Consider the following 14,543-nt stretch of genomic DNA (forward strand, 5'->3'; position numbering starts at 1 on the left):
CCAGGCCCTGCCGGAGCTGGCTGAGGTGCTCTGATTCCCATCGCACGCGGCAGCAGCCGAACGCCCTGCACTTCCGGTGCAGGGCGTTTTGTTATTCAGGTAAATCCTCGGGGTAATCCCAGGCCCAGCCGGGGGACTTGTCAGGTTTGACCGGTGCATGGGTCGAGCGCCTCTATATGACAAAGGGCAAATGGACTCTCGCCAAGACGCCAAGAGCGCAATGATTAAAGGAGGGAATCGGCTTTCCTTGGCGGGCTTGGCGTCTTGGCGAGAGTAATAATCCTTTGCCGATCCGGGACCGGGAAGGCGTCGTGGGAACGGAAAGTTGTTCGGCCGCCTTGGGCGGCTCGGGGGTATTGCGGGGGTGTTGTGGCGCTTTTGAGGCGCTCACCCAGTAAGCTCCCGCCTTTGGTAGTTAACGTGTGCCAGGACCGTAACGCCGGTTTATTCAAAGAAGCGGCTGAACTGCTCCACCTCGTCGCGTGGCGTGCGGTAACTGTTGACGAGGGCGCGCTCGTCCTCGTAACCCAGCGCCAAGCCGACCACCAGTTTCTTGTCGTCGGGGTAACCCAACTCCCGTTTGACGATCTGCGGATATTCACCCAGGGCCGCCTGGGGGCAGGTGGCCAGACCCTCTTCCACCGCCATCAGCATGATGGACTGGATGAACAGGCCGTAATCCAGGTAGGAGCCGGTTTCAAGTATCCGGTCGATGAAGAAGAACATCATCACCGGTGCATCAAATCCACGGTAATTGGCGGCCCACTGCTCCTGCTGGCGCTGGGTCTCTTCGCGGCTGATATTGAGGGTCGAGTACATTTGCAGCCCACAGGCGCGGCGCCGTGCCTTGTAGATCCCTTCCCATACCTCCGGGTAGTACTGAAATTCCATCGCACCGGCCTGTCCGCTACGAAAGGCGGTCTCCATCAGGTCACCCAGCCGGCGACGCTTCTCCCCGGTCACCACCGCCACCTGCCACGGCTGCGTGTTGGTGCCGGAAGGGGCATGACGTGCCGCATCCAGGATCCGTATAATCTTCTCTTTCTCCACTTCCCGCGGCAGGAAGGCCCGGGTAGCCTTCCTCTGTTGCAGCGCCTCTTTAACCTTCATCGATCGGCTCCGGTTAACCTTAACGTAAACGTCATAATAGAGAATCCTGCCGGGATGTCCACGAAAAATCATGGTCGAATTTTGTGACCGGGAGAGGCAGGGAGCATTTTATCAGGTAGGCTAGAATGGTGTGGTTAGCAGGAGTCTGTTGGACTCCTGTACTGAGTTCACCGCCTCAATCAAACAAAATATACCGGGACGATATATATGCAAAAACTGGATTGCTTTAAGGCCTACGATATCCGTGGTCAGCTGGGCACATCGCTGAATGAGGACATCGCCTACCGCATCGGGCGGGCCTATGCCGACTATATAAAGCCACGACGGGTGGTGGTCGGTGGGGATATGCGGCTTTCAACCGCGTCGTTGAAACAGGCGTTGTCCAACGGTCTGCGCGATGCCGGTGTCACGGTGCTGGATATCGGTTTGTGTGGCACGGAGGAGATCTATTTTGCCACCTCGCACCTGGCAACGGACGGCGGCATCGTGGTCACCGCCAGCCATAACCCCAAAGACTATAACGGGATGAAACTGGTGCGCGAGGAGTCGAAACCGATCAGCGGCGATACCGGACTGAAGGAGATCGAGGCGCTGGTCCGGAAAAACCGTTTCGCCGAAGTCGATGTGAGGAAGCGGGGGGTATATCAGGCGATCTCCACCCGCGAGGCCTATGTCGACCACCTGATGGGCTATATGGCCGCCGAGGCGATCCGGCCACTCAAGCTGGTAGTCAACGCGGGAAACGGTGTGGCCGGCCTTTGCATCGATGTCGTCGAGCAGCGCTTCGCATCCCTGGGCATTCCGATAACCTTCCATAAGATTCATCATCAGCCGGACGGCACCTTTCCCCACGGCATTCCCAATCCGCTGCTGGAGGAGAACCGCCAGGACACGATCGATGCGGTAGTGCAGCATCAAGCCGACTTTGGTATTGCCTGGGATGGCGATTTTGACCGCTGTTTTTTGTTTGACGAGCAGGGGCGGTTTATCGAGGGCTACTATATCGTCGGACTGCTGGCCGAGGCCTTTCTGGTGAAATATCCGGGCAGCCGGATTATTCACGATCCGCGTTTGATCTGGAATACGCTGGATATTGTGAAACAGCAGGGTGGCGAGGCGATTCAGAGCAAAACCGGACATGCCTTTATCAAGGAACGGATGCGACAGGAAGATGCGGTGTATGGCGGTGAGATGAGTGCGCATCACTATTTTCGTGATTTTTTTTACTGCGATAGCGGCATGATTCCCTGGTTGCTGATTGCCGAACTGGTCAGTCGAAAACAGCAACCGCTGTCGACGCTGGTGGATGATCGTATCGCGCTATATCCGTCGCCCGGAGAGATCAACAGTGAGATTGCGCAACCGGCTGCCGCGATCGCCCGGGTCCTGGCCCACTACCAGGATGAGGCCCTGTCGGTCGATCATACCGACGGTATCAGTGTCGAGATGGCGGATTGGCGGTTCAATCTGCGCAGTTCAAATACCGAGCCGGTGGTCCGGCTGAACCTTGAAACCCGGGGGGATACCGAACTGATGCGTGAGAAGTGTGCGGAGGTGTTGAGCCTGTTGAGGTCGGCGGATGGTTAGCCGTTACTGGTACTTTGCCAGGGTGATATCGACTAGTTCAGCGCCCCTGTGGTGTTTCCATCCTCGGGTCCGTAAACGGTGCATCCCTGCACCACTCCTCGCTGCAAGGCGCGTTGTGCAGGCAATGGCCCGGTCCTTTGCAAGAGCCGCAACACGGCCAGGGGCGCGGACAGGTCAACTGAATACGTCAATATTACCCTGACAGAGTACTGTCCGCGGACAAAACAAAAGCCCGCTCCCGGTATGCGGCGGGGCGGGCTTTTTGTCCGGGAGCGGCTGTGTCAAACAGGCACCCGATCGCGCGGCCTATTCGCTTGCTGCGCTTTCCACGGCGGCAGAGGTCGTAGCGGCGGCAGCGGCCGGTTTGCGGGCGGCGGCCTTGCGTGGGCGGCGTTTGGCGGCTGCCTTACGCGGTTTCTTGGGGGCAGTTGCCTTGGCCCAGTCGCTTTCGAATTTTTCCAGTGCCTTCTGTTGTGCGGCAGACCTCTTCAGCGTGTCGTTTGCATCTTTGAGTGCCTGTTTGGCGCTCTTCATCTGCTCACGCAGGGCGGATACCGTCGGGCCCGCTTTACGCAGCGCCTCACGTGCCCGCTCAACCTGTTTCTGGGAAGCCGGCGTGCGATTGGCGGCGGCCTTTTCCGCAGCGGCGTTCTTCTTATCACGCAGTGTCGCCTGTCTGGCGACCGCCTTGTCCAGTTGGCCCTTGATTCTATCTACACTCTTTTGTGCCTGGGCCGCGCCTTTTTCATAAAGCTTGGCCAGTTGAACCTGTGATTTGGCTATGGTCTGTTCGAGTTCTGCCGCAGGAGAGAGGCTGGGTGCGGCCTTCTTGGCGGCAGCGGTTTTTGTTGCACGGGCTACGGTTTTTTTAGCAACGCGTTTTTTGGTGGTTCTTGCTTTTTTCGTGACCATCTAGAGGTTCCCCATGAAGAGTGTATGAAATGCGACGGGTTGTTTAATATCCCACAAATCGAATATTGCCAAAGATGCATACTGTTGCCAATACCTTATTTGGATATTATGGAAAATATTCAACGGTTTTACAGATAATAGCGATGTTTTACTTAAACCGCGGGCGATAATTTTATTATTTTTCCTGAAAGACCCAAATTAATGACTATTGCCGATATCTACGCCCCTATGTACGCCCCGGTGTTTTCAGTCTCATTCAGCCGTTGTGATTTCTCCGCTTGCCGGTTTCCGAGATGAAGAAAACATTGCCGATCAATCACAGAAACCGGGTTCAAGATATCGTCGCAGCGGTCGCTAAACTATTCCAGGTAGGGTGGGCCTGGCGCTAGGTTTATCGCCGCGCACCTCGGTTATCAACTCAGCACACATAATTTTTGTGACTATAGATAATTCAAATCAACGGGGTAATCAGCAAGGGACACAGCAGCGCATGCTGCTGTTCAACCTGTTCGGGCGCCAGGTGTTCGGCATCAATGTGCTGAAGATCAAAGAGATCATTCCCTATCACGCCATGAACACACTTCCCAGGACCAATCCGGCGATTATCGGTATCGCGCGACTGCGGGGACAGCCTTTTCCGGTGATCGATCTGTCCAGCGCACTCGGCATGAGCGCACCCAGGGACACCGCCGAATACGCCGACTGCTCGATCATTATTTCCGAATTTAATCGCTCCCTGCAGGGTTTTCTGGTCAAGGATGTGGATAAGATCATCTCCCTCAAATGGGACGCCATACAACCACCGCCTGCCTCCTCGGGACGGTTCAATTACATCACCGGTGTGATCAATACCGAGGATCAGATCGTCGAGGTGATTGATGTCGAGCGCGTGTTGAATGAAGTGGCGCCGCCCAAGGACAGTACCGGGAAAGGTGTCAGCCTCTCCGATGAGCAGCTTGAACTGTTACGCCGCAAGCTGATCCTGGTGGTGGATGATTCCGGCCTTGCCAGAAAGCAGATATCACAGACCCTGGCAATGATTGGTCTCGATCCGATAATGGCCAATGACGGTAAGGAGGCGTTACGGATACTGCATGCACTGCATGCCGAAGGGCGTACCGTCGACCTGATTATTTCCGACATCGAGATGCCTGAAATGGACGGCTACACCCTGACGCGTGAGCTGCGCAAGGATCAGGATTTCGCCTCGGTCTATATCCTGCTGCACACCTCGCTGGCGGGTGCCGTCAGCAAGGAGTATGCCGCGGCCAGCGGGGCAAATGCCGCCCTGACCAAGTTCGTCACGGAAGAGCTGGCTGAGGCGGTGCTGGAGGGCTTGAGCCAGGCGCAGTGATCCATGGACTCGCGCCAGGTGATTTCCAGCTTCGCTCACAGCCGGGGGTGAGGTTACACTGGTAGTACAGATTTCAACCGGTTCAGATCTCACCCAGCCATGACTGATAAACCCTATGCAGAGCGAATCCGGATACGCGGGTTGGTTCAAGGGGTCGGTTTCAGACCGACCGTCTGGAACCTGGCGCACCGTTGCGGCCTGCACGGTGCCGTCTGGAATGACGCGGAAGGGGTGCTGATCGATGCGATCGGCAGCCGCGAGGCCATTGACCAACTGGTCGAGCTGATTGAAAAACACCCCCCGCCACTGGCAACGATCGATGCCGTCGAGCGGCAGCCGCTGGTGGATTGGCCGGATTACCGGGATTTTGAAATCATCGCAAGCCGCGGGGGCGAGATCCTCACCGGTATCGTCCCGGATGCGGCCACCTGCGACGCCTGTCTGCAGGATATTTTCGATCCGGATAACCGACGTTTTCACTATCCGTTCACCAACTGTACCCATTGCGGTCCCCGCCTCTCCATCGTGCGTGCGATCCCTTATGACCGGGCGACCACCAGCATGGCGCCCTTCCGGCAGTGTGCGGACTGTCTGTCCGAGTATCGTAACCCGGCGGATCGCCGCTTCCATGCACAGCCGAACGCCTGCGCCGCTTGCGGGCCACGGGTCTGGCTGGAGGATGCGGCGGGTGAGCGGCTGGATAACGGCGCGGATGCGGAGCCGATCGAGCTGGCGGCGAGACTCCTGATGTCCGGTGCGATCCTGGCGATCAAGGGGATCGGCGGGGTGCACCTGGCCTGTGACGCCGGCAATGAGACGGCCGTTGCCACCCTGCGTTCGCGAAAACGCCGTTACCATAAGGCCTTCGCCCTGATGGCAACCGACCCGGCAATGGTACGTCGTTACGCCCGACTCAACGATCAGGAGGCGCTCCTGCTGAAGAGCATCGCCGCCCCCATTGTGATCCTGCAGCAGGGTAATGACGAGGCGTTGGCGCCGGCGATTGCACCGGGGCAGCGATCCCTCGGTTTCATGTTGCCCTATACGCCGCTGCACCACCTGTTGATGGCGCGGCTGTCGCGGCCGATTGTGCTGACATCCGGCAATATGTCGGATGAACCGCAGGTGATCTCCAATAATGCCGCCCATGAGCGCCTGTCGGCCATTGCCGATTATTGGCTGCTGCATGACCGGGAGATTGTCAATCGGCTGGACGATTCCGTGGCCCGGGTGATGGACGGTGATGTGCGGCTGCTGCGCCGCGCACGCGGTTATGCACCCGCGCCGATCGCGCTGCCGGCGGCTTTCAAGCGGACACCGCAGATACTTGCCCTCGGCGGTGAACTGAAGAACACCTTCTGCCTGCTGAAGGGCAACCAGGCCATCCTCTCCCAGCATATGGGGGATCTGGAGAACGGCGCCACCATAAAAGAGTACCACCGCTCCCTGGCGCTCTACCGTCAGCTGTTCCGGCATGAACCGACGGTGGTGGTAGTCGATTATCACCCCAACTACCTCTCCACCCAGTACGGCCAGCAGCTGGCGACGGAGGGTGGGCTGCATCTGGAAACGGTGCAGCATCATCATGCCCATATTGCCGGCTGTATGGCAGAGCATGGCATGGGCCTGGAGCAAGCGGAGGTGCTGGGTGTCGCCCTGGATGGCCTCGGCATGGGGGAGGATGGCTCCCTCTGGGGGGGTGAGTTCCTGAAGGTCAGTTACCGTGAGTTTCAGCGCCTGGGCCATTTTAAACCCACCGCCATGCTGGGGGGCGCCAAGGCGATGCATGAACCCTGGCGCAATACGCTGGCCTATCTGTTAAGTGAATTCGACTGGGACGATCTGCCGGGTGAATATGCCGAACTGGAGATTATGCAGTTCCTCAACGGCAAGCCGATTGCAACGCTGCGGCAGATGCTGGAGCGGGGGGTAAACTCGCCGCTGGCCTCCTCCTGTGGCCGGCTGTTCGATGCGGTCGCCGCTGCTATCGGGGTGTGCCGCGAGCAGGCGAGTCATGAGGGGCAGGCAGCCATTGAGATGGAGGCGCTGATCGAGCCCGGGGAACTGGACCGGTTGGAGGCCGGATACGGTTTTCAGTCGGAGACGATCGCCGGGCAGCGTGTACTGAGCTGGCAACCGCTCTGGCAGGCCCTGCTCGGCGATCTGCAACAAGGTGTGGTGCCAGGGGTTATTGCAGCCCGGTTTCATAAAGGGATGATCGCTGCGGTCACGGAGACGGCGCGGCTCCTCTGTCAACAGCAGGGACTGGAAACCGTGGTACTTTCAGGGGGCGTGTTCCAGAACAGGATCCTGCTCGAGGGTGTCAGCGGTGGGTTGCGAGAACAGGGTCTGATGGTGTTGAGCCCCCGCATCGTTCCGGCCAATGATGGCGGGCTTTCGCTGGGACAAGCGGTGGTAGCCGCGGCACGCCAGTTCTAGTGCGGAAACTTACCCTCGCCACGATCGGTCAAGCCCAACAGACTCTAGGTCTCGAAACAGCGGTTTTGCGCCTTCAGGTGACGTAGCACCTCAATCCGTTCTTCCGCAGAGATCATCCGTACGTTCTCCCGGTATTGCAGAAATCCCGCCAACGCTGACAGCGCATACGCCTCTTTAAACAGCGTGGTACCTATCCAGATTGCCGCCCCCTGGTAGGGATCGTTATAGAAATCCGGTTTATAGCTGTAGGTTTGCGGTACCAGTGCGGTTATTTCACGTTCCAGGGCGAGGCAGGTTTTCGCCCGGTCGCTCTCGCTGGGCGTCGGCACAGCCGGGGTGCGGTAGAGTGTGAAAGGCAGCAGTGTGGAATCCGCTTTCCGCTCCGCTGATCTATTCGGCTCATCGGCCATGACGGTCGATACCGTGATCAGCAGCAGTAGAAAAACGCAGGTCTTGATCCCTGCCGTGACAGCGATTGGCATTGTCCGCTCCTCTGGTTCTTTATCGCTATGTTAGCAGTATCGGCCGCCGTGGCGATAAGTTGACCAGAATCAAAGTTAAGTACGATATTATTTTTTTTACTCTCGACCCTGCGGCATACTCAGCGGTTGAGACGCGCAAGTCCGCCACCGAAGATGAGGCGACGTGCGTTAAGGACCCGCGCAAGAATAAGCGCCTGTATGCGGTCGCCCCTGGGCTCCGCTGGCTGCGTTACGCTTTTTTGGCAATGGCACAGTGACGCCCTCGGTACCAGGGAATTATTCTTGTGCGGGTCCTAAGTGCCGGATTGTTGAAAAAACCGATGAAAATTGTCGGAAGATGCTATAAAATAAGTATTCGCTAATATATTGTCGTATGGAGCATCGAATGCCCGATCTCGAATTTGAATTTTCATTACGGCCGGACTCGGATTCCGAGTTGGCGCCCTATGTGGTCAAATTCACCGGAAAATCAATCGTCTGGGATGAATCCACGGGTTCTGACCGGGTGGTAGGCGAGATCCATGGTCATAAACTCGATCTGGCGGCGGCGATAGTCGACGGGGTCGATCAGACACTATTGCTCGACTCGATCTGCCCCGAGCTGTCGGAGTTTTCCCGGACGGCGTTTGGCGACAATGGCTGTCACTATCTGCAGAAGATGACCGATGGCAGCCTGAAGAAGCAGGAGTGCAGCGGGCTGGTCTACATCAACGAGATTACGGTTGATCCGGCATATCGGGGACAGCATATCGGTAGTGCCCTGATGGGAAAGATTGGCCAGATGGTCGATGTGGAAGACAGTATTATCGCCCTGAAGGCGTTTCCACTCTCGCCTGAATACGGCAAGCGGGTACCGGAGGCGGATGTGGAGCGGGTCAAGCGATTTTATGAACGGCTCGGCTTCACCCATATCGGTGGCGAGTTCATGGTCAAACAGGCCAATCTATGCGACACCATCAAGAAACGCCTGGCCTGGAGAAAGGATCACCCGGCTGCCCTGCCGCCGCCGCTTTCGGGCAAGATCTACGTATAGCCGGCAAGTTATTGTCCGCGTTGTTCTGTGTTATAAACTGTCGTTGATCTGGTTGACCGGCACTGTTACCCATTCGCGGTAGCGTAAAGCGGTCTTATTTCTGACAGGGACAGGCTATGGCGGAGCGCGGTTTCAGTTTTGCGGGTTTCATGATTCGATGGACCCTGGCGTTGTTTTTGGTTTTCTCGACCTACAATCCCTCAGGTTACTCCTGGTACCACTGGCTGGCCGGCGCGGAACAAAAGCTTGACCCGCTGATCGCGCTCGCCGGGCTGTTGCTGCTGATCGGCTGGGTCATCTATGTGCGGGCAACCGCCCGTTCTCTCGGCATGCTCGGTACCCTGCTTGCCCTGGCCCTGTTCGGGACCATCGTCTGGGCGTTGCTCCACTATCAGTTGATTGCGCTCAGCAATACCTCACTGCTCACCTACATTGTGCTGGTCATCCTCTCGGCAGTGATGGCGACCGGGATCTCCTGGTCCCATATCCGCCGGCGCATGACCGGACAGCTGGATGTGGATGACCTTGACCAGGATTGACCGATAACCGCCGGTGGCACCGAAAGGGCCGCTGTCAATCCGAACACAGGGGGTGGGAGATGTGCTCGGCATTCAACGGTTTGAGTCCGACTCCACGACGATGCAACTTCTGAAACGGGACGCGCGCGGTGAATAATCAAAACAAGCTGCTCAACTATGGCCTTTCCATCCTGCTGGCCTGCTGTTTTCTCTGGCTGCCGGCGATGCCGGCCGTTGCCCAGAGCAATGGGGGCACCGCACAACCGGAAGGGGCGGTGGCACCCGCCACAATCGAGACCCTGATCTCCGTCGTCGAGCTGAGAAAGCAACTGCGCAAGGATATCGAGGCCTTGAACCTGCAACTCCAGTCGACCACGTCGGATGCCGAGAAGGCGCGACTGCGACAGCAGGTAGAGAGTCTGGAGGACGATCTCAGGACCACCACCCGGAACTTTGAAAACATCGCGGCAGGTGTCGATATCACGTCCCTGCGCGGCGAGCCCGAGGAGGAGTTCAACCTGCAGCAGGAGGTGTTTGCCCTGGTGCGGCCGGCGATCGACGAGATGAAGGAGATGACCGCCCGGGTCCGTCAGAAATCGGAACTCAAGAAGCGGATCGCCTATTACCAGGAGCAGCTGCCGATCGTCAGCGAGGCATTGACCAATATAGCGAACCTGAAGCAGGCCGGAGACAATGAGGGGCTGATCCAGTCCCTGGATCAGATCGAGGGGCAGTGGGCCAAGCAACAGGCGTTCATTCGGAGTGAGCTGGGGGCGGCCCAGTTGCAGCTGAACAAACTGAATGCCGCGGAGACCTCCCTCGCCGAGGCCTCGCAGAGCTATCTGAAATCCTTTTTCCAGAAGCGCGGACTCTACCTGATCATCGCACTGCTGGTGGTGGCCGCCATTCTCCTGCTGTCACGTCTGAGTGCCTCGGCGATGCAGCGTTATATCCCCGGGTTCCGGGCCAAGCATCGCAGTTTCCGGGTCCGCCTGGTCGAGCTGCTGCAGCGCATGCTGACCGTGCTGTTGGCGATCCTCGGCCCGATGGCGGTGTTCTACCTGGTGGAGGACTGGGTGCTGTTCAGCCTGGGTATCCTGCTGCTGTTCGGTATCACCTGGACCCTCAGGCAGGCCCTGCCGCGTTACTGGAGCCAGATACAGCTGTTTCTCAATGTCGGCTCGGTACGCGAGGGTGAACGGATATTCATGGAGGGGTTGCCCTGGCGGGTGGAGCAGATCAATGTCTTCAGCACCCTGGTGAATCCGGTGGCCGGTATCAGCCAGCGTGTGCCGATCGACGAGCTGGTGGATCTCAAATCACGTCCATCGCAAATCGGTGATCCCTGGTTTCCCTGCACTCAGGGGGACTGGGTTATCCTGAGCAACGGGATCAGGGGCAAGGTTACCGGTATCTCCCATGAACTGGTTCAGCTGGTGGAGCGGGGCGGCGCCAGGCTGACCTATCAGATGGCCGACTTCCTGGCCGCCGCGCCACGCAATCTGGCGACCAACTTCCGGATCAAGGAGACAATCGGTCTCAGTTACTCGCTACAAAAAGAGTGTACGCAATCCATTCCGGAGACGCTGCAGAACTACCTGTTCGAGCGCCTGCACCAGGAAGGATATGGCGAGCAACTGCTGAATCTGCGGGTAGAGTTCGAGGCTGCCAGCAGCTCGTCCCTGGATATTGTGGTGATCGCCGACTTCAAGGGTGAACTGGGTGACCTGTACAACCGGCTGCGGCGCGCCATACAGCGCGGCTGTGTTGACGCCTGCAGCGAATACGGCTGGGAGATCCCGTTCCCGCAGCTGACCCTGCATGGGGCGGTGTCCACCGCGGAATAACCCGCCGGATTTTCGACCAGACCCGCGCGCGATCGGTGGCCGTTTAGCCGCCGCGAGTAGTGGTGCAAGAGGAGTGGTACAGGGAAGTACCGTTTACGGAGCCGAGGATGCCATGCACCGTCTACGGACCTAAGGGCTCGTGCAAAAATAAGTTTCGGTATTCGGTCGCAACTGGGCCCTTGGTACTGCGAAATTATTCGTGCGCGAGCCCTAAGGATGGAATGAACGCGAATAGACGAAAACCGCTCGCTTGGCTACCGCTCAGCGGGGCAGGCTGACCACCGCCTCCAGCCCCTGCGTTTTACCCCGGCGCAGGGTGACATCACCGCCGTGGGCACGGGCGATATTGCGGGCGATGCCGAGACCGAGCCCGGTGCCGCCGGTCGCCCGGGCACGTGATTCCTCGCGGCGATAGAAGGGGTCGAACAGCCCCTCGAGCTCGGCCTCCGGAACCCCCTCGCCGCGGTCGGAGATTATGATGTCCAACCGCTCCCGGTAGTCTTCCAGGCGGACATCTGCCGCCTGGCCGTAGCGCACCGCGTTCTCGATCAGATTCATCAGGCAGCGCTTCAGTGCCAGCGGCCGCCCGCTATAGGGCGCCACCTTCCCGCTTGCCAGGGTCATCTCCCAGCCCAGCTCCTGGGCATCGTCCTGCAGCGACTCCAGCAACCCATTGATGCTGATCGGCACCGGTTTCTCCTTGCTCTCGGTGCCGCGCAGATAGTCCAGTGTGGCCAGTACCATCTGTTCCATCTCATCCAGATCCTGGTTGAAGCGGGATTGCAGCGCGTCGTCCTTGAGCAGCGCCAGGCGCAGGCGCAGCCGGGTGATGGGTGTCTTCAGATCATGGGAGACCGCCGCCAGTACGCGGCTACGATCCTCAATGTAGCGCCTCAGCCGCTGCTGCATGGTGTTGAACGCCCGCACCGCGTTTTGCACTTCCTGCGGGCCGCTCTCGCTGAGTGGCGGATAGCCGATGTCCTTGCCGAGATTACGCGCCGCCTCCGCCAGGGTGCCGAGGGGTCGGGTAACCCAGCGTACCGCCAGCAGCGAGAGCAGGATGATGGAGACCAGCAACACGGCGAGGTAGGTCAGCAGCTTGTAAGGCCAGTTCTCCATCCCTTCCGGCAGGGGACGCAGGATGTTCAGCCAGCTGCCATCGGCGAGCCGGATGCTGGCCTGAAAGCCGTTTCTTGGCGGCCGGGAACGATAGGTGCGGGGCTCGACAAAGCGGCGTTCGGCAACCGCCTCCCGGTGTTGACGCCAGCGGCTGCGCTCCGTTTCATCGCCGTTAGGTAGCGGATTGATCGCCACCTGGATCGGGGTGTTTTCGGACAGCGCCTGGCGCAACATCATCTCCAGGTGGTTGGACGGTATCGCCTCCGAGCCTCGTGGCAGCGGCTGGTCGGACAAGGTGACCCGAAACTGGGAGGTGCTGAATGCCCGGACGATGCGGGCACGTTCCGTCGCCGGCGTCTCCTCCAGCAGGTAGACCAGCGAGGCGATACGCTGGACCAGCTGTATCCCGGTGTTTTCCCGGATCACATCGATCCGATCCTTGAGCAGCAGTCCGGTGCTGAGAAACTGGGTCAGCAGCAGGCCCACCACCAGGATCAGGACCAGGCGTCCAAACAGGGAGCGGGGCAGCAGTCTCATGCCGTGCTCCCCGGGTTGTTCACCTGCACCGCAAACACATAGCCCTCGCCGCGTACCGTTTTGATAATCCCGGGATCCTTCGGGTCGTCCTCCAGGCGTCTCCTGAGGCGGCTCACCAGCACATCGATACTGCGATCGAAGGGATCGGCGTCCCGCCCCTGGGTCAAGTCGAGCAGTTGGTCCCGGTTCAGCACCCGGTTGGGGTGCTCCAGGAACACCTTGAGCAGTCGGTACTCGGCGCCGCTGAGGGGTACTACAACCCCCGCGGACGACTCCAGGTGGCGCGCCACCGGGTCCAGGGTCCAGTCGGCAAACCGGATCGCCCGGGCTGTCGTCTCCGGCTGGTCGTAGGGCAGGGCGGCGCTGCGGCGCAAGACCACCTTGATGCGCGCCAGCAACTCCCGGGGGTTGAACGGCTTGGGCAGGTAGTCGTCGGCGCCCATCTCCAGTCCCAGGATCCGGTCCATCTCATCGCCCCGGGCGGTGAGCATGATGATGGGGATTCTGGATTTCACCCGCAGGTTGCGACAGAGCTCCAGGCCGTCGGCACCGGGCAGCATCAGGTCCAGCACCACCAGGTCGATGCGCTGTTCTTCCAGTACCCGGCTCATCGCCTTGCCTTCACCCACCGCGGTCACCCGGTAGCCGTTCTGCTCCAGGTAGGCCTGCAGCAGTTGGCGGATCTCCCGATCGTCATCCACCACCAGGATATGTCGTCTCTTTTCCATAGGCTCTTTATACCTGAATCATCGTCGCGTGCGCGGGTGGTTTTTGTAACAGAGTGTAACAGGCTGAGGGTTGTTACTCAGGCTTACAAAAAACCGTTTTTCTGACATTGTCTGGTTACAGCATGCTGGTCTGATAGGACCCACAGACGGGGCATGTCGCCCCGGAAACAGCGAGGAATGCAGATGAAACGTTCAACCAAGATGATTCTGACCACGGTAGCGGTCGTCGGTATCAGTGCCGCATCCATCTCCTATGTTTCTGCCGGTGGCGGGTTTGACCGTTGTGGTTACGGTCAGGGGCAGATGAGTATGCAGGATGGCGGCCAGAGAAACTGGGGTCGCCACGGTGGTTTTGGTCGTGATATGTCGGGTGATCGCACGGCCAGAATGGAACAGGGACTGGATATGCTGAAGTATAAACTGCGTATCACCGAGGCCCAGGAGCCTGCCTGGCAGGCCTTTGAACAGGCCATGAAGCAGAAAATGACCAGCCACATGGAACGGCGCGAGGCGGTGCGCGGCGGGGATGGGGTTACGGTTGCCGAACGGGTCAAGGGGATGCGCGAGGGTGCCGGCCAGATGAGCGAAATGGCCGATGCCATCGAGCAGCTCTACGCCAGCCTGACGCCCGAGCAGCAGAAGGTTGCCGATGCGATGCGGCCGATGGGTGGGATGAAGCACATGCGCTGATGTGCCTGCCCTGGACCGGCGCGCACCGCAACGGTGGGCGCCGGTCATTTTATTACCTGATTGCTCATCTAACTCAGCCATCAGGAAAAACCTTAGCCGCGAGTAGTGGTGCATCCCTGCACCACTCCTCGCGTTCATTCGCGGCTTAAATAAACTGTATCCGACAATAGCAGTGTATGATGGGTAA

The 14,543-nt window shown here is 59.0% G+C and carries 12 protein-coding genes; 7 read left to right on the forward strand and 5 right to left on the reverse strand.

Translation table 11 applies throughout. The features are described 5' to 3' along the window. Positions 1-444: 444 nt before the first annotated feature. Positions 445-1,110 (reverse strand): nitroreductase, encoded by a 666-nt coding sequence (locus tag O9K64_RS18315; protein WP_275099550.1) that lies wholly within the window; start codon positions 1,108-1,110, stop codon positions 445-447. Positions 1,111-1,317: 207 nt separating this feature from the next. Here O9K64_RS18315 and O9K64_RS18320 point away from each other — a divergent pair, with 207 nt between their 5' ends. Next, positions 1,318-2,697, forward strand: coding sequence for a phosphomannomutase CpsG (locus O9K64_RS18320; protein ID WP_275099551.1), 1,380 nt, complete (start codon positions 1,318-1,320; stop codon positions 2,695-2,697). Positions 2,698-3,003: 306 nt separating this feature from the next. On the opposite strand, the gene O9K64_RS18325 is transcribed toward O9K64_RS18320, so the two are convergent. After that, on the reverse strand, positions 3,004-3,609 hold the full coding sequence (locus O9K64_RS18325) for a hypothetical protein (protein WP_275099552.1): 606 nt from the start codon (positions 3,607-3,609) through the stop codon (positions 3,004-3,006). 490 nt (positions 3,610-4,099) lie between these two features. Here O9K64_RS18325 and O9K64_RS18330 point away from each other — a divergent pair, with 490 nt between their 5' ends. Both O9K64_RS18330 and hypF read left to right on the forward strand, forming a co-directional pair. Further along, positions 4,100-4,963 carry a chemotaxis protein gene (locus O9K64_RS18330; RefSeq protein WP_275099553.1) on the forward strand — a complete coding sequence of 288 codons (864 nt, stop codon included), beginning with the start codon at positions 4,100-4,102 and terminating at the stop codon, positions 4,961-4,963. Between the two features lie 99 nt (positions 4,964-5,062). Then, on the forward strand, positions 5,063-7,402 hold the full coding sequence (gene hypF / locus O9K64_RS18335) for a carbamoyltransferase HypF (protein WP_275099554.1): 2,340 nt from the start codon (positions 5,063-5,065) through the stop codon (positions 7,400-7,402). A gap of 44 nt (positions 7,403-7,446) precedes the next feature. Here hypF and O9K64_RS18340 read toward each other — a convergent pair whose 3' ends face one another. After that, positions 7,447-7,884: a hypothetical protein gene (locus tag O9K64_RS18340; RefSeq protein ID WP_275099555.1), complete on the reverse strand. Its 438-nt coding sequence runs from the start codon at positions 7,882-7,884 to the stop codon at positions 7,447-7,449. Between the two features lie 385 nt (positions 7,885-8,269). Here O9K64_RS18340 and O9K64_RS18345 point away from each other — a divergent pair, with 385 nt between their 5' ends. The 3 genes from O9K64_RS18345 (at position 8,270) to O9K64_RS18355 (ending at position 11,282) form a co-directional block, all read left to right on the forward strand. Beyond that, entirely contained in the window at positions 8,270-8,917 is a 648-nt protein-coding gene (locus O9K64_RS18345; protein WP_275099556.1) for a GNAT family N-acetyltransferase, read from the forward strand. A 116-nt stretch (positions 8,918-9,033) separates the two neighbouring features. Further along, a complete protein-coding gene (locus O9K64_RS18350) occupies positions 9,034-9,456 on the forward strand; it encodes a DUF6524 family protein (RefSeq protein ID WP_275099557.1) in 423 nt (140 codons plus the stop codon). A 128-nt stretch (positions 9,457-9,584) separates the two neighbouring features. Beyond that, positions 9,585-11,282: a hypothetical protein gene (locus O9K64_RS18355; protein ID WP_275099558.1), complete on the forward strand. Its 1,698-nt coding sequence runs from the start codon at positions 9,585-9,587 to the stop codon at positions 11,280-11,282. 261 nt (positions 11,283-11,543) lie between these two features. On the opposite strand, the gene O9K64_RS18360 is transcribed toward O9K64_RS18355, so the two are convergent. Further along, positions 11,544-12,938, reverse strand: coding sequence for an ATP-binding protein (locus O9K64_RS18360; protein WP_275099559.1), 1,395 nt, complete (start codon positions 12,936-12,938; stop codon positions 11,544-11,546). After that, positions 12,935-13,666 (reverse strand): response regulator, encoded by a 732-nt coding sequence (locus tag O9K64_RS18365; RefSeq protein WP_275099560.1) that lies wholly within the window; start codon positions 13,664-13,666, stop codon positions 12,935-12,937. Before O9K64_RS18365 ends, O9K64_RS18360 begins: the two co-directional genes overlap by 4 nt. A gap of 183 nt (positions 13,667-13,849) precedes the next feature. On the opposite strand from O9K64_RS18365, the gene O9K64_RS18370 reads away from it, so the two are divergent. Further along, on the forward strand, positions 13,850-14,356 hold the full coding sequence (locus tag O9K64_RS18370; RefSeq protein ID WP_275099561.1) for a Spy/CpxP family protein refolding chaperone: 507 nt from the start codon (positions 13,850-13,852) through the stop codon (positions 14,354-14,356). The last annotated feature ends 187 nt before the right edge of the window (positions 14,357-14,543 follow it).

Origin of the sequence: Sedimenticola hydrogenitrophicus, assembly GCF_029017505.1 — a bacterium.
In the GTDB taxonomy this organism is placed as follows: domain Bacteria; phylum Pseudomonadota; class Gammaproteobacteria; order Chromatiales; family Chromatiaceae; genus Sedimenticola; species Sedimenticola hydrogenitrophicus_A.